General features: G+C 70.5%; 17 protein-coding genes and 1 pseudogene. 10 read left to right on the top strand and 8 right to left on the bottom strand.

The window, feature by feature from the left end; translation table 11 throughout:
* A partial coding sequence (locus ADL25_RS27595; protein ID WP_159045017.1) for an HAD-IA family hydrolase occupies positions 1-478 on the top strand: 478 nt, incomplete at its 5' end.
* Positions 479-545: 67 nt separating this feature from the next.
* On the opposite strand, the gene ADL25_RS27590 is transcribed toward ADL25_RS27595, so the two are convergent.
* Positions 546-1511 carry a pirin family protein gene (locus ADL25_RS27590; protein ID WP_059130535.1) on the bottom strand — a complete coding sequence of 322 codons (966 nt, stop codon included), beginning with the start codon at positions 1509-1511 and terminating at the stop codon, positions 546-548.
* A gap of 174 nt (positions 1512-1685) precedes the next feature.
* Between ADL25_RS27590 and ADL25_RS27585 the strand changes: the two are divergent.
* The 3 genes and pseudogenes from ADL25_RS27585 to ADL25_RS27575 all read left to right on the top strand — a co-directional run bounded on the left by ADL25_RS27585 (position 1686) and on the right by ADL25_RS27575 (position 3056).
* Positions 1686-2187 (top strand): annotated as a pseudogene (locus tag ADL25_RS27585) (MarR family winged helix-turn-helix transcriptional regulator).
* Entirely contained in the window at positions 2184-2627 is a 444-nt protein-coding gene (locus ADL25_RS27580) for a hypothetical protein (protein ID WP_059130534.1), read from the top strand. The pseudogene ADL25_RS27585 and the gene ADL25_RS27580 overlap by 4 nt, the downstream one beginning before the upstream one ends.
* A gap of 81 nt (positions 2628-2708) precedes the next feature.
* Positions 2709-3056, top strand: coding sequence for a tetratricopeptide repeat protein (locus ADL25_RS27575; protein ID WP_059130533.1), 348 nt, complete (start codon positions 2709-2711; stop codon positions 3054-3056).
* Positions 3057-3253: 197 nt separating this feature from the next.
* On the opposite strand, the gene ADL25_RS27570 is transcribed toward ADL25_RS27575, so the two are convergent.
* Positions 3254-4669 (bottom strand): PepSY-associated TM helix domain-containing protein, encoded by a 1416-nt coding sequence (locus ADL25_RS27570; protein ID WP_059130532.1) that lies wholly within the window; start codon positions 4667-4669, stop codon positions 3254-3256.
* A gap of 206 nt (positions 4670-4875) precedes the next feature.
* On the opposite strand from ADL25_RS27570, the gene ADL25_RS27565 reads away from it, so the two are divergent.
* Positions 4876-5541, top strand: a complete 666-nt coding sequence (locus tag ADL25_RS27565; protein ID WP_059130531.1) for a peptide deformylase — start codon at positions 4876-4878, stop codon at positions 5539-5541.
* 135 nt (positions 5542-5676) lie between these two features.
* Here the strand turns inward: ADL25_RS27565 and ADL25_RS27560 are convergent, their stop codons facing one another.
* Genes ADL25_RS27560 through ADL25_RS27550 form a run of 3 tightly spaced genes read right to left on the bottom strand, consistent with a single transcriptional unit; the run spans position 5677 to position 8456 of the window.
* Positions 5677-6375 (bottom strand): alpha/beta fold hydrolase, encoded by a 699-nt coding sequence (locus ADL25_RS27560; protein ID WP_059130530.1) that lies wholly within the window; start codon positions 6373-6375, stop codon positions 5677-5679.
* Positions 6376-6433: 58 nt separating this feature from the next.
* Positions 6434-7651, bottom strand: a complete 1218-nt coding sequence (locus ADL25_RS27555) for an acyltransferase family protein (RefSeq protein WP_079050605.1) — start codon at positions 7649-7651, stop codon at positions 6434-6436.
* Positions 7644-8456, bottom strand: a complete 813-nt coding sequence (locus ADL25_RS27550; RefSeq protein WP_159045016.1) for an SGNH hydrolase domain-containing protein — start codon at positions 8454-8456, stop codon at positions 7644-7646. Before ADL25_RS27550 ends, ADL25_RS27555 begins: the two co-directional genes overlap by 8 nt.
* A 359-nt stretch (positions 8457-8815) precedes the next feature.
* On the opposite strand from ADL25_RS27550, the gene ADL25_RS27545 reads away from it, so the two are divergent.
* Positions 8816-9640 (top strand): SGNH hydrolase domain-containing protein, encoded by an 825-nt coding sequence (locus tag ADL25_RS27545; RefSeq protein WP_267889280.1) that lies wholly within the window; start codon positions 8816-8818, stop codon positions 9638-9640.
* 33 nt (positions 9641-9673) lie between these two features.
* Positions 9674-9988, top strand: coding sequence for a hypothetical protein (locus ADL25_RS27540; protein ID WP_147317838.1), 315 nt, complete (start codon positions 9674-9676; stop codon positions 9986-9988).
* Between the two features lie 212 nt (positions 9989-10200).
* Here the strand turns inward: ADL25_RS27540 and ADL25_RS27535 are convergent, their stop codons facing one another.
* Positions 10201-11631, bottom strand: a complete 1431-nt coding sequence (locus ADL25_RS27535) for a dihydrolipoyl dehydrogenase family protein (RefSeq protein ID WP_059130549.1) — start codon at positions 11629-11631, stop codon at positions 10201-10203.
* 119 nt (positions 11632-11750) lie between these two features.
* Between ADL25_RS27535 and trxA the strand changes: the two genes are divergently transcribed.
* Positions 11751-12137: a thioredoxin gene (gene trxA, locus ADL25_RS27530; RefSeq protein WP_059130525.1), complete on the top strand. Its 387-nt coding sequence runs from the start codon at positions 11751-11753 to the stop codon at positions 12135-12137.
* A gap of 16 nt (positions 12138-12153) precedes the next feature.
* Here trxA and ADL25_RS27525 read toward each other — a convergent pair whose 3' ends face one another.
* Together ADL25_RS27525 and ADL25_RS27520 are read right to left on the bottom strand one after the other, a co-directional pair.
* Complete coding sequence (locus ADL25_RS27525) at positions 12154-13581, bottom strand: aldehyde dehydrogenase family protein (RefSeq protein WP_059130524.1); 1428 nt, start codon at positions 13579-13581, stop codon at positions 12154-12156.
* A gap of 137 nt (positions 13582-13718) precedes the next feature.
* Entirely contained in the window at positions 13719-14753 is a 1035-nt protein-coding gene (locus ADL25_RS27520; RefSeq protein WP_059130523.1) for a LacI family DNA-binding transcriptional regulator, read from the bottom strand.
* 159 nt (positions 14754-14912) lie between these two features.
* Between ADL25_RS27520 and ADL25_RS27515 the strand changes: the two genes are divergently transcribed.
* Both ADL25_RS27515 and ADL25_RS27510 read left to right on the top strand, forming a co-directional pair.
* A complete protein-coding gene (locus ADL25_RS27515) occupies positions 14913-16334 on the top strand; it encodes an amidase (protein ID WP_059130522.1) in 1422 nt (473 codons plus the stop codon).
* Between the two features lie 24 nt (positions 16335-16358).
* Complete coding sequence (locus tag ADL25_RS27510; RefSeq protein WP_199839217.1) at positions 16359-16577, top strand: hypothetical protein; 219 nt, start codon at positions 16359-16361, stop codon at positions 16575-16577.
* Positions 16578-16606: the final 29 nt, after the last annotated feature.

Below are 16606 nucleotides of genomic sequence, written 5' to 3'. Positions count from 1 at the left end.
CACGATCAGCGACGCCGACACCGCCGAACTCACCGACCGGTTCGCCGCCATGCCGCCCCACCCCGAGGTCCCCGCCGCCCTGCGCCGCCTCAACGACCATGACTTCCGGCTGTTCACGCTCACCGACAACACTCTCGACATCTCGGGACGGCAGCTGGATCGGGCGGGCCTCACCCACCTGTTCGAGCGCCGGTTCAGCGTCGACGAGACCGTCCGACGCCACAAGCCCGCCCCGGAGGCCTACCGATCGGTGTCCTCCGCACTCGACCTCGATCCGGCCGACATCTGTCTGGTCGCCTGCCACGTCTGGGACACGATCGGCGCCGCGGCGGCCGGCTGGCAGACGGCGCTCATCCTTCGCAAGGGCAACGCGCCACTCGACGTCGGCCCGCAACCCGATCTCATCGGACAGGACCTCGATGCGATCGCCGACCAGTTGATCGAGCGGCACGGGGACGGCGGCCCGGGCCACGTGTGACCGCGAGGTCCGTCGCCGCCAAGGCCGACGCGGACCCTGCCCTCCCCGGCGGCATCCACTACTCGGGTCAGCGCACCCGCCCGCGCGGTTTCAGCGGTACCGGCGGCAGTTCGGGCGCGGGCAGCGGAGCACCGTCGTACCCCTTCACCTCACCGAACCGTGAGCCCGTCATCCACTCGGCACGCGCCTGGGTGATGTCCTCCTGCGTGCGCCCGATGAAGTTCCACCACATGATCAGCTCTTCGTCGAACGGTTCACCGCCGAGGAGCATCAGGCTCGCGTCCGACTCGGCACGCAGCGGGAGTTCGGTGCGGCCGCAGCCGAGGTAGAGCATCGAACCCGGCAGGACCGGCACGCCGTCGACATGGGCCTCGCCCGACATCGACAGCACCGCGTACTCGAAGTCAGCCTCCAGCGGCAGTCGTACGTCCGATCCGCGTGTCAGAGACAGATCGGCGCCCACGATCGGGGTGAACGTCGTACCGGGCGACGTCGCGCCGTCGATCCCGCCCAGGATCAGCGTGGCCGTCAGGCCTGGTGCCGTGACCACGGGCAGTTCCGCGTGGTACTCGAAGTGCGGCTCGGTGTGCCGGTGGCTGTCGGGCAGGGCCACCCACAGCTGCGCGCCGTGCAGAAAGCGCGCGTGCGACTTCGGGCTCTCCTCGGAGTGGCTGATCGCCCCGCCCGATGTCATCAGGCCCAACTGGCGCGGACGGATGGTCTGGAGGCTGCCGGTCGAATCACGGTGCAGCACTTCGCCCTCGTGCAGCCAGCTAACCGTCTGAAGGCCCATGTGCGGGTGCGGCGGGACCTGCATCCCGGGCTCGTCGGCGATGTCGTCCGGACCGTAGTGATCGACGAAGCACCACGCGCCCACCATGCGACGCCCCAGGTTCGGCAGCAGTCGGCGGACCTCCGTCGACTCGCCGAGCCGGACACGGCGTGGACTGAGGAGTTCGCGCACCGGCTCCGCCACCACGAACCCGCGGCCGCCGCACACGGCGGGCACCGCCTCGCGATCCAGATTGCTCATGCCGCACAACCTAGTCCTGCGCGGACGCCTGCGTCAGGCCAACCACGCGTCCGTAGCGGCGCTCTTGAATCGAACCTGACGTCGAGATTCCCCGCGGGGGCCTTCACTCATGGAGGACTGATGGAGTCGAAAATATAGTAGTCATGGCTATAGTAGCCATGTACGGTAATTCCCATGAGTACGGCACCCGAAGGCGCGACCCCCGGCTTTCTCGTCTGGCGACTGTCCACGAAGTGGCGCGTGGCCGTCGATCGCGCAGTGGCACCGCTCGGTCTGACGCACGCCCAGTACGCACTGGTGGCAACGCTGTTCGGTATGCACCGCAGCGGCAGGCGCCCCAGCCAGCATCAGCTCGCCGACCACACCGGGCTCGAGGCGCTCTATGTCTCCAAGCTCGCCCGCACCCTGGAGACCGCCGGTCTCGTGGACCGGGCGCGCGACCCGGCGGACCCGCGGGCCATACAGCTCTCGCTCACCGCTGAGGGAGAGCAGGTCGCGCGGCGGGCGATCCAGGTGGTCCAGCGGCTCCACGAGCAGTTCCTCGCACCGCTGGGCGGCCTCGACCTCCCGCATCCAGGCCTTCACCGACGAAGTGCGCACCCTGCTCGACGCACCACTCGACCCGTCGGCCGCAAGCACCGGCATCGGCATCGGCATCACGGAGGAGACGTCATGACCCACCCCGTTCCCGTCGCCAACGGCCGGCTCATCGGCCTCACCCACTACGCGAGCCGCGCACTGCTGGAGCGCATCCTTGCTCGCACCGGCACCACCTTCACCCAGTCCTCGGCACTGCGGACGCTTGCGGACCGCGGCGGGGTCCTCGAGCGCGGCTCGCTCGTGAGTCTCGTTCGCGACGCACTCAGGACCACCGACGAGCCGGAGATCGCCACGGCCGTCGAGGGCCTTGTCGCGAACGGGATGCTGAACATGTCCGCCGACGACCGGGTGTCCTTCACGGACCGCGGCCGGGAGCTGCTCGACGGCATCCAGGACGGGGGCAAGGAGGTCGCCTCCCGGCTGTACGCGGGCATCCCCCAGGAGGACCTGGAGACGGCCGGGCGGGTGCCGGCACTGGTCCTCCAGCGCGCGAACACCGAGCTGACGGCCGCATAGCCTCTCCCGGAACAGGCCGGGCATGGTCGTGGAATATTCAACAATCCGGGTCGGTTGTGAGCTCCCGTAAGGAGGTATCGAGTGGAAACGACGTACTACGACCACGGGGCGCCTGCGGAGCGCTGGGAGCGGGCGCGGATGTTCTTCGACGCCAAGGACTACTACGCGGCAGCGCGGGTCCTGGAGGGGCTGGTCGACGAGGTGCCGGAGCAGACCGGACCGCGGCTGCTGCTGGCCCGCGCCTACTACCACTCGGCCCAACTGCGTCGCGCCGAGGCCGAGTTGAACATCATCGTGGAGCGCGACCCGGTGGAGCACTACGCCCGTCTGCTGCTGGGGCGCACCCTGCAGCGGCAGGGTCGCGACGGCGAGGCGGAGCCGCATCTGCGGATCGCGTCCGCGTTCGGGGGCGACTTCGCGCAGGTGTGACGGTCCGCAGGTGACGACGGTGACGGCCCGTGCCCGGCTTTTCCGGGCACGGGCCGTCCCATGGGTTGCAACGGCCACGGCGGGGTCCATGGGCACCGCTCCCCCGGCGGAAAGAGCGACACAAAGGGCCGCCATGTCACCGGTCAGTCCGATGGGAGAGACCACCCGGCACCATGGTGCCCGTCCGGTTGGCCGCGCTAGTTGCGCGTCAGCGTGCCGGACCGGGCCGTCCGGCCCCCGCGGGAACCTCGGCCCCGGCGGTGGGCGATCTCACCGAGGACGACGTCCACCGCCAGGAACGCCGCCAGCGGGATCCCGAGCAGCGGCACGAAGTAGCCGAGCACCGCTACGGCTGCCATGCCCGGGACGAGAATCTGTGGGGGCACCTGCTGCCACGCACCGCGTGGCACGGGTCGCCCGAACATGCCCGCGCGGCCCCGCTGCCACCACATGCGATATCCCCACACGATCAGCAGGACCAGGGAGAGGGCCAGACCCATCAGGGCGATCTGGTTGACCGGTCCGAACAGGACACCGGTGTGCAGGTCGATGCCCCAGCGCGTCAACTTCGCCAGCACCGGGTAGTCCGCGAACCGCAGCACGTCGAGCACCTCACCGGTGGCGGGTTCGACGGCAACCGCGTCCTGCTTGCCCGGCCAGCCGCGCTCGATCTGGCGGACGACGTAGGCGGAGGACGCGTCGGCGGGCGGGACGATCTCGACAGGGTCGGTGAGGCCCTCGGCGCGCGCGGCAGCGAGCACCCTGTCCAGACCCACACCGTGCCGGCCGTCCCCACGCGCCGCCGAACCGTGGCCCGCGTGCTCGCCGCCCACGGTCGCCGAGATGGACGGGGTCGCCTGGCCCAGCAAGGTGCGGAGTTCGTCGATGTTCGCCCCCGCGTACGTGGACCAGGTCAGGCCGGTGGCGGAGAGGAAGAGGAATCCGGCGGCGGTCCAGACGCCGACGGTGCCGTGCAGGCCGAGGGTGCGACGGCGGCCGTTCGTCCCACGCACCTTGCGCTGCGCCCGCCGGCGCGCGCACCACAGCACCAGACCGCCACCGGCGATCACCCACAGCCAGCTGGCGGCGAGTTCGCTGTAGAGGCGGCCGTTCTCGCCGAGGTGCAGATCGCGGTGGAACTCGTCGATCCAGGTGCGCAGCGGCAGGGCACCGGTGGAGCCGTACTGCTCCAAGGCGCCGCGCACCCTGCCGGTGTACGGGTCGACGAAGACGGCGAGCACATGGCCCTCGTCCACACCGGGCACACCCGACAGCAGCACTCTGGTGGTGGCGTCCTTCTCCGCGGAGAGCCGTACCGCCGACAGCGTGCCTTCGGGGTGTGCCGCGCGTGCCGCGGCGACCTGCCGGCCGATCGGCAGTGTGCTGTCACCGGCCGGGACGGTCGTCTCCTGCGCGTAGACGACCCTCTCGGCCTGGAACGACGCCGCGTACAGGAATCCGGTCACGGCCGCGACCAGCAGGAACGGGGCGACGAGGACGCCTGCGTAGAAGTGCAGGCGCAGCACCAGCGGGCGCAGCGGCGCCCATCGGGACGGGTCGGGAGCGGCGGGCCGGCTCGGCTCGGCCGTCGTGGTCGTGGGAGCGGTGGGCATCGGCAGCTTCTCCGGGGCTGGTGACGGACTCGGGGCCACGCACCGGAAGGCGGGACGTGGCGGTCCAGTAGTCGGAGGGCCGTGCGGACGAGTTCCCCGCGCCGTTCGTGACCTGCGTCACATATCGGTCCCCCGTGCGGTGACATCTGCCACAGCGACGCCCGGCGAGCGCCCTCGCCTCGCGCTTCTGCTGTCATGCTGGCCGGATGGCATCCGAAGTCGACCGCACGAACCCCACTGGCCGCCCGATCGCCGAGCTGGTCGAAGAACTCCTCGTCGCCGGCGACCCGTTGCCGATCGTCGCCGCCGGCCACCCGGTGCTCCGCCGTGGAGCCGAGCCGTACGACGGCCAGTTGTCGCCCGCGCTGCTGGCCCGCTTCGTCAAGGCCCTGCGCACGACGATGCACGCGGCGCCCGGGGTGGGACTCGCGGCCCCACAGGTCGGGGTGCCGCTGCGGATCGCGGTCATCGAGGACCCGGCGCCCGTGCCCGAGGAGGTCAGGGTGGCGCGCGGCCGGCTGCCGCAGCCCTTCCGGGTGCTGGTCAATCCGTCGTACGAGGCGCTCGGTGGCGAACGGGCCGCGTTCTTCGAGGGCTGCCTGAGCGTGCCGGGCTGGCAGGCCGTGGTGGCCCGCCATGCGCGGGTACGGCTGCGGGCGCTGGACGAACACGGCACCGTGGTGGACGAGGAGTTCGCGGGCTGGCCGGCCCGCATCGTCCAGCACGAGACGGACCATCTGGACGGTGTGCTCTATCTGGACCGCGCCGAGTTGCGCTCACTGGCGACGAACGAGGCGGTGATGGCGCGTTGGGCGCAGCCGACACCCGAACGAGCGGCGGCGGAACTGGGGTTCACACTGCCCGGCCGATGAACCCGGTAACGCACCCGAGCCGTCGGCCCTCCGGACCTTTCGCTGGCCGCCACCCGACAAGCGGTTCCCCGTAGCCGACATGGACCAGTGCACCCGATGCACGCCTGAAGGTGGCCCGCAAGCGTCGGCCTTCGATCACTCCCCCGCGGCGTCGAGGAGGATGTCCGCCAGTTCGCGCGGCTGGGAGAACATCGGCCAGTGTCCGGTGTTCATCTCGACCAGCCGCCAGTGCTCGCTGGTCAGCAGCTTGGTCACGTCTTCGTCGGGCTCGGCTCCGGCGAGCAGGCACAGGATGTACGTCGCCGGAAGTTCGGCAAGCGATCGGGCCAGCACGGCAGGCTCGGTCAGCGTAGCGCCCGGATGCGGCGTCGAACCGCCCACGATCCGTGCGATCTGCTCATCGGCGAGGCCATGGCCGTCGAAGTGTGCTGCGGTCACGAGCGGCCAGAATCCTCCGTTCTCGGCGATCGACGCCCTCACCGTCGCCCCGCCGTCCGGCCACGCGGAGACGAACGACTCGCCGTCGGCCGGAACAGCGGAATCGACGAAGACCACGCGTGCCAGCCGCTCGCCGATTCTCTCCGCGGCCTGACCGACGGGGATCCCCGAGTAGCTGTGACCGACCAGGACGACATCGCGAAGATCCTTGCGTTCGACCTCGTCGACGACGTCCTGGACGTGGGTCTGCTGCCCGGCCGGCACCCCCTGCTTGTCAGCAAGTCCGGACAGCGTCAACGGGTGGGCACCATGGCCGGCCGCACGCAGATACGGCACCACGTCGTCCCACGCCCACGCCCCGAGTCGCGCGCCTGCAACCAGTACGAAGTCGGCCATGGCCGCACAGTAGCGGAGCAGCCCTGCAACCGCCCTGAAGATGCGTTCGATACACGCTCTAGTTGCCCTTCCCGTCGGAGACGTTCGGTCCGGTGACGATCGGGCCGTTGTGGCGGGCGTCCACGGGGCGGGTGACGGGGATGGCGGTGACCAGGGCCAGCGTGACGCAGCAGACGGTCAGCACAGGGAGAAGCGCACGGGGGCGCCAGGACGAGAGGCGAACGGGGCGTTCGATCAGCAGGTAGCCGGCCGCGGAGAGCAGGACGGACATGCAGAGGGCCACGGCCGCCTTCGTGCCCTGGTCCCACTCCGGGTGGCTGACACCGAGATAGACCCAAACGGGCCAGTGCCACAGGTAGAGCCCGTAACTGCGGTGCCCGAGCCAGAGGAGCGCGCGGGACGACAGTACGTTGCGGAAGCGGTCCGCGTGCGCGATGGCATCGATGACGGCGGCCGCCGCGATCCCCGCCAGGGGCAGCTGCCAGGCGTAGAACGCGGGTGTGTCGATGTCCGCCGTGCACCACAGCCAGCCGAGGGCCGCTACCGCCGGCCAGGAGAACCGGGAGAGCAGGCCCGGGCGGAAGGCGATGGCGGCTCCGAGCAGGAGCGCCCCGGCCCGGGTATCGGTGCCCAGATAGGCGCGATCCTGGGCGCCGGGAAGGTAGAGCAGGTGCGCCAGCAGATAGCAGACCGCGGCGGTCGCGAGGAGGGGCCGGTGGGGATGGCGGATCCATCGGGCTCCCCCGGCGGTGAGCCCGATCAGCACGAGGGGCCACAGGAGGTAGAACTGCTCCTCGACGGCCAGCGACCACAGGTGGTTCAGCGGCGCCTGCTCCTGGGCCACGTCCCAGTAGTCGATGTGTCCGAGGATCGCGTACCAGTTGGACGTGTACGTGAGGGCAGCCAGTGTCTGGGCGTTGACAGTGGGACGCAGCCCTGGAGGGTCCTGCAGGAGCACCCACGCCTGGACGGCTGCGACCACCAACAGGACGGCGGGCAGTAGCCGCTTGACTCGCCGGAACCAGAATCCGGCAAGTGAGGGGCGCGGGGTTCGGGCTCGTTCCGCCAGGAGCAGCCGGGTGATGACGAACCCCGAGATGACGAAGAAGAGATCGACGCCGAGGAAGCCGCCGTCGAGCCCGGCCCCGTAGTGGAACGCGATGACCGCGGCGACGGCGACGGCGCGCAGGCCGTCGATCGCGCCGATTCTCCGGTGCAGAGTCTGTCTCTCGACTGTGGCCGGGGGTGGTTCGAGGACCAGCGACACCTCAGGCACCGTCCCTGGCGAACATGGCGTTCAGGGCCCAGTCGGCCAGTCGTGCGCGGGCGGGTTTGGTGGGGTGCTCCGTGGGGTCGTAGACCTTTGTGCCCGCGAGGACTCGGGGACAGCCGGCGTCATTGCACAACTGGCCGCGCAGATCCAGTAGCCGCACACCGGGGTGTTTCGCTGCGGCTTCCCGCAGGAGCCGGTTCATCACCAGGGCGGAGGAGCGGTACTTCGGGTTGCCGACCTGCTGTGAAGTCATCAGGAACAACGGGGTGTTCCGGCTGGTCAGAATGGAGATCGCCTGGCCCAGCCGGTCCCGGAAGGCCGTCTCGTGGGTCGGCGAGGTGAGATCGCGGGCCTCCCGGTCGCCTGCCAGCCGCTGGGGGGTGACGTCCCAGAAGCCGACGGTCAGTAGGGTGGCGTCGGGCTTGTACTTCTTCAGATAGGCGGGCCATTGGGCTGGCCACGTGCGGCAGGCTGCCGGGGTCTCCTTGCCCGGAGGAAGCAGGATTCCGCAGCCGCCGAGTCCCGCGTTCACGATGGTGTTGTGGGAGGCCGCGACCTCGCTCATGCCCAGACCGATGCTGGCGGACCAGGAGTCGCCCACCACCAGGACGGTCTTGCCGGTCACCGCGCGGGAGAGCGAAGGGGAGCCGAGAGCGGGAACCTCTGCTCCGTAGTGTGGTTCACCAGCACTGCCCGCTACGGCTTTTGAGTGCGTCGCCGTGGTCTTCTCATCATGGTGCGAGCTGCAGGCGCACGCCAGCACGGCGACCGCTCCTGCGACGCCGAGTTCGCGAATTCTTCGTCGCATCAACATCATCATCCACCTGGATTCTCGGGAGTCCGTCATCGTCGGACGGCGTTTGTGGATTCCACGCGCAGAAGCGCTGCAATCAGACGGAACAACGCCCGCACCGCCGTCGGAAGGAATCGGATTGGCCACCAGGAGGTTAGCCGTCGGGCCGTCCGTATGAAGTTCCGGCACGCCAGTTTGCGCGCATCGTGCGGTGGCATCCTTCGAGTCGCCCAGGGCCGATCAGGTGTAATTCCTACCGGCCTCGCCATGTTGGGCGGCCGTCCGGCCGTTCTTCGCCAGTACCCTCTGGTCCGCCGAGTTCTCGAAATCCGTTCGTGAACTGTCTGTTTCCTTCGCTGGAAGGGCTGGCGAAAATGCCCGCGTTTCAAGTCCTGAAAGGCGTATCCCTGTGCCTGGCAACCGGAATTTTCGGGTGCCTGAGTGCCGCCCCGGGGGCCGCTCAAGAGCCGAGGCGCTCGGACATTCCGTGCTACTCCGCTCCGTGCCTGTACCCCGAAAGGCCTTCAGCCTCGCGTAACACCGGTCTCCCCCCGTGGGGCGACCCCACCCTGCTGCCGGGCACGGAAGGGAAGAAAGTGCTGGTGGTCGGCGACTCCTGGGGGATGGCCACGGCCGCCGGGATTACGACGGCCCTTGCCGGAAAAGGGAAAGTCACGGATGCCGCGAAAGGCGGCTGCGGGATCCGCGTCCAGCACTCCACGGTTTGCCCGAAGTGGGAGGTCGAGTGGCCCTCCCTGATGGACCATGTGCGTCCGGACGCGGTTTTGATGAGCGTCCAGATGGACACCATGGCGCAGCCGGTCACCCCGACCGGGAAGCCGGTGACGATTCTCGACGAAGAGGCGAGAAAAAGGTTCGTCACCAGTCTCGACAAGGCTGTCCGGATCCTCTCCGAGAGGCGCACACCGGTGTATCTGCTGGGATGGCCGGGCGCACACTACCCGGGTTCGGTGACGGTCGCATACTCCGGGATCCTTCTGGAATTCAGCAAGAAATATCCCAGGGTGCACCACCTGGATACCCATCACCAGCTGTGCAACGATTTGAATCAGTGCCCGAAAGAGATTTCCGGGACTCCCGTATACGGCCCGAGTCACCTCAGCAAGCAATCCGAACTGCGTCTCGGGAACTGGATTCTAAATTCCATGTTCCATAGGGAAACACTGCGGGCGAAATAATCGCGAAGATTGGAGTCTGCTGAAATGTATGGCGTGAAGATCGTGCGGGCGACCGGCCCGGGGCTGCTGGCTGCCGCTGTGCTGGCACTGCTGCCGGCGCCCGCGCACGCGGCGACCGGGGACTTCTCCTGGAGCACCTCCGGAGTGGGTGCGCTGGACGGAGCGCTGTCCTCCCCGCAGTCGGGCCGCTGTTACACCCTCTCCGGGAACAACCCTCCGTTCTACTCGTCGAACAACACGGACCGGAGGGTTCGTTCCTACCAGTCCAGCGGCTGTCGGGGCGAAGCCCAGAGCACCATCGGTCCCGGAGAGTTCGGGCATGTCTTCAAGTACGTGAAGTTCGACTGACGCGACGGATCCGGTTCAGGCACCGAGTCCGTGCGGAGCCGGGGACCGGTGCGGCGACTGCGGGGACGAACGCCCTGAATCCGCCTCGCAGTTGGTTTGCCGCTCAGGAGTCATGGACCGTACGGGGAGGGCGCCCGCGGCAGGTTCCGCGGGCGCCTCGCCGTCCTCATGGAGCGAGGCGGGGGCCCGGGTGTCCCCCGCCGGTGACATCGTCAGCCCCGGTACGCCTCGAGCAGGCGCAGCCAGACCTCACTGATCGTCGGGTACGACGGCACGGCATGCCACAGACGGTTGATCGGCACCTCGCCGGCGATCGCGATGCTCGCCGAGTGGATCAGTTCGCCGACACCGGGGCCGACCAGCGTGACGCCGAGCAGGGTCTCGCTGTCCAGGTCGACGACCATGCGGGCACGGCCGCGGTAGCCGTCGGCGTACAGGCCGGCCCCCGCCACCCGTGACAGGTCGACGTCGACGGCCCGCACACGGCGGCCCGCCTCCTCCGCCTCGGCGAGGGAGAGCCCCACGGCCGCCGCCTCCGGGTCTGTGAAGACCACCTGAGGGACGGCCGCGTGGTCGGCGGTCGCGGCATGGGCGCCCCAGCGGTCCGTCTCCAGCAGCGGGACACCCGCCGCGCGGGCCGCGATCGCCGCTCCCGCGATACGCGCCTGGTACTTGCCCTGGTGGGTGAGAAGCGCCCGATGGTTGACGTCACCGACCGCGTACAGCCATTCGCTGTCGGTGACCCTCAGTGTGTCGTCGACCGAGAGCCAGGAACCGGGCTCCAGGCCGACGGTTTCGAGCCCGATGTCCTCGGTGCGGGGCGCACGGCCGGTGGCGAAGAGGATCTCGTCGGCCTCGATACGGTCACCGGTGTCCGTGACGACGACGAGCGTGCCGCCCTCGCGCCGTACCGACTCGATCGAGGTGCCGGTGCGTACGTCCGCTCCCGCCTCCGTGAGTGCCTCGGCGACCAGTTCCCCGGCGAAGGGCTCCATACGCGACAGCAGGCCCTTGCCGCGGACCAGGAGGGTCACCCGGGAGCCCAGGGCCTGCCAGGCCGTGGCCATCTCGACGGCGACCACGCCTCCGCCCACGACGACCAGGCGGCCCGGGGCATCCTTGGCGCTCGTCGCCTCGCGGCTCGTCCAGGGCTTCACCTCGCTGAGCCCCGGAAGGCCGGGCAACAGGGCGCGGCTGCCCGTGCACACGGCCACCGCGTGCCGCGCAGTGAGCACGCGTTGTTCTCCGTCGGGCCCGGTCACGGTGACCGTGCGCGGCCCGGCGAGCCGTCCCTGACCCCGGTAGAGGTCGGCCCCGACGCCGTCCAGCCAGGCGACCTGGCCGTCGTCCTTCCAGTCCGAGACCTCGTAGTCGCGGTAGGCCAGGACCGCGGGCACATCGAGGTCGCCCTGCGCCAGCTGGGCGAGGCCGGGCACGCGGCGGGCGTCGGCGCGGGCGATCACCGGCCGCAGCAGGGCCTTGCTGGGCATGCACGCCCAGTACGAGCACTCGCCGCCGACCAGTTCGCTCTCCACGACCGCGGTGGAGAGGCCGGCCGCACGCGTGCGGTCGGCGACGTTCTCCCCCACGGGTCCGGCGCCGAGCACCACTACGTCGTAGGCGATGGATTCCGTTTCCGTCATGGGGACAGTCTGGTTGTTGGTGTGCGCGGTGGCCACACGGGTACGCGCGCGGAATACATACCCCTGTGTCGCCGTTGTGGACAGCGGCTCAGCCCCGACATCAGGAAGAGGGATAGGCAATGAGCAGCACCGTGGAGCTCACCAAGGAAAACTTCGACCAGACGGTGCAGGACAACGACTTCGTCCTGATCGACTTCTGGGCGTCCTGGTGCGGGCCCTGCCGTCAGTTCGCCCCCGTGTACCAGAAGGCCGCCGACGAGAACCCCGACCTCGTGTTCGGCAAGGTGGACACGGAAGCGCAGCCCGAGCTGGCGGCGGCCTTCGGCATCCAGTCGATCCCCACGCTGATGATCGTCCGTGACCGCGTGGCCGTGTTCGCGCAGCCGGGCGCCCTGCCGCAGGCGGCCCTCGACGACGTCATCGGGCAGGCCCGCAAGCTGGACATGGACGAGGTCCGCAAGGCGGTCGCCGAGCAGCAGTCCAAGGCCGACCAGAACGGCGAGTGACGCCGGCAGGCAACGCCTAGTAGGGGTAGATCGCCACATCCTCGCGCACCGTCGTCCAGCGTTCGTCGGTGAAGGCCTCGATCACGGCCTCATCTCCGAAGCGGGCGGCGGTGCCGCAGGAGACGGCGGCCCCGAAGGGCACGGCGTCGCTGACGGTCTGGTCGTTGACGTGTGCGATGCCCGTACGGATGCGCGCCGCCAGGTCGAGACCGCGCAGGGTGTCCCGGGTGACGATCCCGACCGAGAGGCCGTACGGCCCGGCTGACGCCAGGGTCGCGGCCTCCTGGGGCGTGTGGAAGGGCCGCACGGGAGCGACCGGCCCGAAGACGTCCTCCGTGTAGGCGGGTGTGCTGTCGCCGGCGCCCGCCAGCACCGTCGGCCGGTAGAACAGCTCCCGGTACGTGCCGCCCGCCACGAGTTTCGCGCCGCGGGCCGTACTGGCCTCCACCAGTCCGTGGATCCGGTCGAGTTGGGCAGCGTCGATGACGGGCCCGAGGTGCACCTGTTCGCGGTACGGATCGCCGACGGTGAGGGCGTCCGCCTTGGCCGCCAGGCGCTCGACGTACTCGTCGTACAGCGAGGCGTGGACGAGGTGACGGCCCGTCGCCGTGCGGACCTGCCCCTGATGGAAGAAGGACCCCCAGGCCGCCGCAGGGATCACCGCGTCGAGGTCGGCGTCCTCCAGGACGATCAGTGCGGAGTTTCCTCCGAGCTCCACGTGGGCCCGCTTGAGGTGGTGTCCGGCGGCCTCGGCGACCGCACGTCCGGCGGTGGTGGAGCCGGTGAAGGAGATGACCGCGATCCTCGGGTCGGCGATCATCTCCTGCCCCACGTCGGGTTCCGCGGGAAGCACGTGCAACAGGTCGGACGGCAGTCCGGCCTCGGCAAGGACGGCGGCGGGACAGAATCCTCCGCAGACGGCGGTGCGCGGATCGGGCTTGAGCACGACGGCGTTGCCGAGCGCGAGTGCCGGTGCCAAAGAGCGCACGGCGAGAAACAGCGGGGCGTAGAACGGCGCGATCACGCCCACGACGCCGACGGGTACACGGCGGGTGTACGACAGCGGGGCCGCCTCCGATTGCAGGACCTGGCCGGTGGGCCGGAACGCCAGAGCAGCCGCCTCGTAGCACTGCCCAACGGCGGCGCGCAATTCGAGGTCGGCCTTCTCCCGGACCGATCCGGACTCGCGGACGATCCAGTCGCGCAGCTCGTCCCCGTGCGCGGCGAACAGGTCGCCCGCCTTGCGGAGCACGGCGGCGCGTTGGGAGTGCGCAGCCCGGGACCAGGCGTGCCGGGCGGCGTCCGCGGCCGAGGCCGCCGCCGCCACGTCCTGTTCGGACGCGAGGGTGACGGTGGTCAGTGTGTCTCCCGTGGCGGGCTCGGTGACGGCGTAGTCGGCGCCGGTCAGCGGCCGGGACCGCCACTTCGTCGGGTCGAGCGGCATCACGGCTCTCCCATCGGTCACCGGACGGGACCTCCGCTCCGGCGGACGTCCCGTGTCGTTCGCGGCCGGTCGGACGGCCACCTGGCGCGCCGGCCGCCGACGACGGGCGCGGCGGGTGCTCCGCGTCCGCCGTGCGCTCAGCTGGACTCGCGATGCACGACCCGCGCCCCGAGCACCTTGTGCGCCTCCGGCACACCTCCAGGATCGCGCACGACACGGTCGACCAGCTCGGCGAGAAAGCGTCCGGACGGCAGTTCGATATGCACGGTGCTCAGCCGCGGACGCAGCAGCCGCCCGAGCAGCAGGTCGTCGGCGCCGATGACGGCGGTCTCCTCCGGAATCACCACCCCGTCGTCCTGCAGTGCGCGCATCAGCAGCATCGCGTACTCGTCGTTGTAGGCGAACACGGCGTCCAGACCGAGCGAGCGCCAGCGCCTGGCGATCCGGGCGGCGGCCTCCTCCTCGTACGCGAGCGGCAGCTCCGTGACGGCCGCCCCGGTGTCCTCCAGTGCGCACCGCACTCCTTCGAGCCTGGGCCTGGAGAAGTACTCCAGGCCGGGCTCCTGAGGAACGACCACTCCGATCCGGCGGCACCCCCTGGCGAGCAGGTGCGCTCCCGCGCTGTGACCGACCCCGTAGTGGTCCATGACCAGCGCATGGGCGCCCTCGACACGTTCGGGGCCGAGGGTCACCACGGCGCGCGCGCCGGAGCGCTTGAGGATCCGCACACCCGTCGGGCCGAGGCCACCGCCGGGGACGATCACGGCCACGGGCCGCAACTCGGCCCAGGCACGGGCGGCTTCGTCACCGTGCAGACCCATGCCGGCGTACTGGACGACCGTGTACTCGAGGCGGCTGAGGGCCCACTGCAGTTCGTTGATGAACTGGCCGTACAGCGGACCCACCGGCACGTTCGGGGCCGGCATGAGCACCATGCGGCTGTGCCCGGCGCGCAGACTGCGGGCCGCGGCGTGCGGAACGTACCCCAACTCCTCGGCGGCCGCGCGGACACGGCGGCGCGTGGGTTCGCTGATGCGTACGGCGCCTGCGTTGTTCAGGACGTACGAGACGGTCGCGCGCGAGACACCGGCCAGGCGGGCCACATCGGCACTCGTCGGCACGGCGGGGGGTGCGGACGACGCAGGGTCGGGCCGTTCAGGTATCTCCACCATGACGCACCGCATCTTTGCAGAACGGTCACGGCGGGCGGCCTCCGGGTGCGAGGTGGCTCCTCAACAACCCTTGTGACAAGGGAAGTCGGGCAATCGACGGTCCGTCGGGCTGCCGCAGGTTACCGTTCGGTAGACAACGGACTCGCGGAGGTGTCCCCCATGGCGTCCGACCGTACTCCCGGGCTGGCCGACTGCGCCCGTATGCTCGCCGCGGGCGAGGTGACCTCCCGCATCCTCGTCGAGCGCGCATTGGCCCGGATCGAGGCGACGCAGTCCTCGGTCAACGCCTTTCGCCTGGTACGCACCGAGGCCGCCCTCGCCGAGGCCCAGGCGGCCGACGACGAGCTCGCGGCCGGGGTGCGGCGACCGCTGCTCGGTGTGCCGGTGGCCGTCAAGGACGACATGGACGTGGCAGGCGAGCCGACCGCGTTCGGCTGCCGGGGGGCCTTTCCGCCCGCGGCCGAGGACGGCGAGGCGGTACGGCGACTGCGGGCGGCAGGTGCCGTGATCGTCGGCAAGACCAACACCTGCGAACTGGGGCAGTGGCCGTTCACCGAGGGGCCCGCCTTCGGAGACACCCGCAACCCCTGGAACCTCGGCCACACCCCCGGCGGCTCATCAGGTGGGTCCGCCGCCGCGGTGGCCGCCGGCCTCGTTCCGGCGGCGCTGGGCTCGGACGGCGCCGGGTCGATCCGTATCCCGGCCGGCTGGACCCATCTCGTCGGCATCAAACCGCAGCGCGGCCGCATCTCGACCTGGCCGCGCCCCGAGTCGTTCCAGGGCATCACCGTCAACGGCACACTCGCCCGTACGGTGGCGGACGCGGCCCTGCTCCTGGACGCGGCCGGCGGCAACCACGACGGTGACCTGCACCGGCCGGCCGCCCTCGACATCTCGGCCGCGGTGGGGCGCGATCCCGGCACACTGCGGATCGCCCTGTCGCTGAAGCCGCCCTTCACCGCGGTGCCTGCGCGCCTCGATCCCCGCATACGGGACCGCGTCCGCGCTCTCGCCGAGCGGCTGGCCGCGCTCGGGCATGTGGTGGAGGAGGCGGAACCGCGCTACGGGCAGATCGGGCTGGCCTTCGTACCACGGGCGACCGCCGGGATCGCCGAGCGGGTGCGGGACGTACCGTCGCCCCACCTGCTGGACCGGCGCACCCGTGACGCAGCACGCCTGGGCCGACTGCTCGGCGGGGCGCCACTGCGTGTGGCGCGGCGCGCGGAGGCGGCGCTGCACCGCCGGGTGGGGGCGCTGTTCGCGCGGTACGACGTCGTGCTCGCCCCGACAACGGCCGCTCCCCCGCCGCGCATCGGGACGCTGGCGAACATGAGCGGCTGGAACACCGACCGCGCGATGATCGCCGCCTGCCCGTACGCGTGGCCGTGGAACGTCCTGGGGTGGCCCGGCGTCAACGTCCCGGCGGGCTTCGTCGACGGGCTGCCGGTGGGTGCCCAACTGCTCGGCCCGGCGCACAGCGAGCCCCTTCTGGTGTCGCTGGCGGCGCAGTTGGAGGCGGACCTCCGGTGGCACGAACACCGGCCCGGGCAGGGGATGTCGGCGGACAACCGGGCGGCGTAGGCCCGTTGACCGTACGCTGTGGCCATGGGCGATGCGTCGTTGGTCGGCTTGATGGGGCGTGTCACCGGCACCGTGGGGCCCGGGCTGATCGGTGAGGTGATGGTCCGTGTGCGCGGCGGCGCCGAGCACTTCCTCGCCTATCCCGCGGACGGCAAGGGGCGCATCGAGCCGGGCACGGTGGTCATGGTGGTGGAGCACCTGCCGCCGCGGACGGTCTACGTCGAGACCGTGTACGACAGTTGAGCCCACCTCGCCGCAGGTGAGAGCCGTTC

The sequence above is a fragment of the Streptomyces sp. NRRL F-5122 genome, from assembly GCF_001507435.1.
Taxonomy (GTDB): Bacteria; Actinomycetota; Actinomycetes; order Streptomycetales; family Streptomycetaceae; genus Streptomyces; species Streptomyces lannensis.
This window is presented reverse-complemented; position numbering and strand designations above follow the sequence as displayed.

Excerpts from the sequence above, each read along its gene's own strand:
- ADL25_RS27590 (WP_059130535.1), bottom strand. The coding sequence starts at position 1,511 with ATGAGCAATCTGGATCGCGAGGCGGTGCCCGCCGTGTGCGGCGGCCGC.
- ADL25_RS27580 (WP_059130534.1), top strand. The coding sequence starts at position 2,184 with ATGACCCACCCCGTTCCCGTCGCCAACGGCCGGCTCATCGGCCTCACC.
- ADL25_RS27570 (WP_059130532.1), bottom strand. The coding sequence starts at position 4,669 with ATGCCCACCGCTCCCACGACCACGACGGCCGAGCCGAGCCGGCCCGCC.
- ADL25_RS27565 (WP_059130531.1), top strand. The coding sequence starts at position 4,876 with ATGGCATCCGAAGTCGACCGCACGAACCCCACTGGCCGCCCGATCGCC.
- ADL25_RS27560 (WP_059130530.1), bottom strand. The coding sequence starts at position 6,375 with ATGGCCGACTTCGTACTGGTTGCAGGCGCGCGACTCGGGGCGTGGGCG.
- ADL25_RS27550 (WP_159045016.1), bottom strand. The coding sequence starts at position 8,456 with ATGCGACGAAGAATTCGCGAACTCGGCGTCGCAGGAGCGGTCGCCGTG.
- ADL25_RS27545 (WP_267889280.1), top strand. The coding sequence starts at position 8,816 with ATGCCCGCGTTTCAAGTCCTGAAAGGCGTATCCCTGTGCCTGGCAACC.
- ADL25_RS27535 (WP_059130549.1), bottom strand. The coding sequence starts at position 11,631 with ATGACGGAAACGGAATCCATCGCCTACGACGTAGTGGTGCTCGGCGCC.
- trxA (WP_059130525.1), top strand. The coding sequence starts at position 11,751 with ATGAGCAGCACCGTGGAGCTCACCAAGGAAAACTTCGACCAGACGGTG.
- ADL25_RS27525 (WP_059130524.1), bottom strand. The coding sequence starts at position 13,581 with ATGCCGCTCGACCCGACGAAGTGGCGGTCCCGGCCGCTGACCGGCGCC.
- ADL25_RS27520 (WP_059130523.1), bottom strand. The coding sequence starts at position 14,753 with ATGGTGGAGATACCTGAACGGCCCGACCCTGCGTCGTCCGCACCCCCC.
- ADL25_RS27515 (WP_059130522.1), top strand. The coding sequence starts at position 14,913 with ATGGCGTCCGACCGTACTCCCGGGCTGGCCGACTGCGCCCGTATGCTC.
- ADL25_RS27510 (WP_199839217.1), top strand. The coding sequence starts at position 16,359 with ATGGGCGATGCGTCGTTGGTCGGCTTGATGGGGCGTGTCACCGGCACC.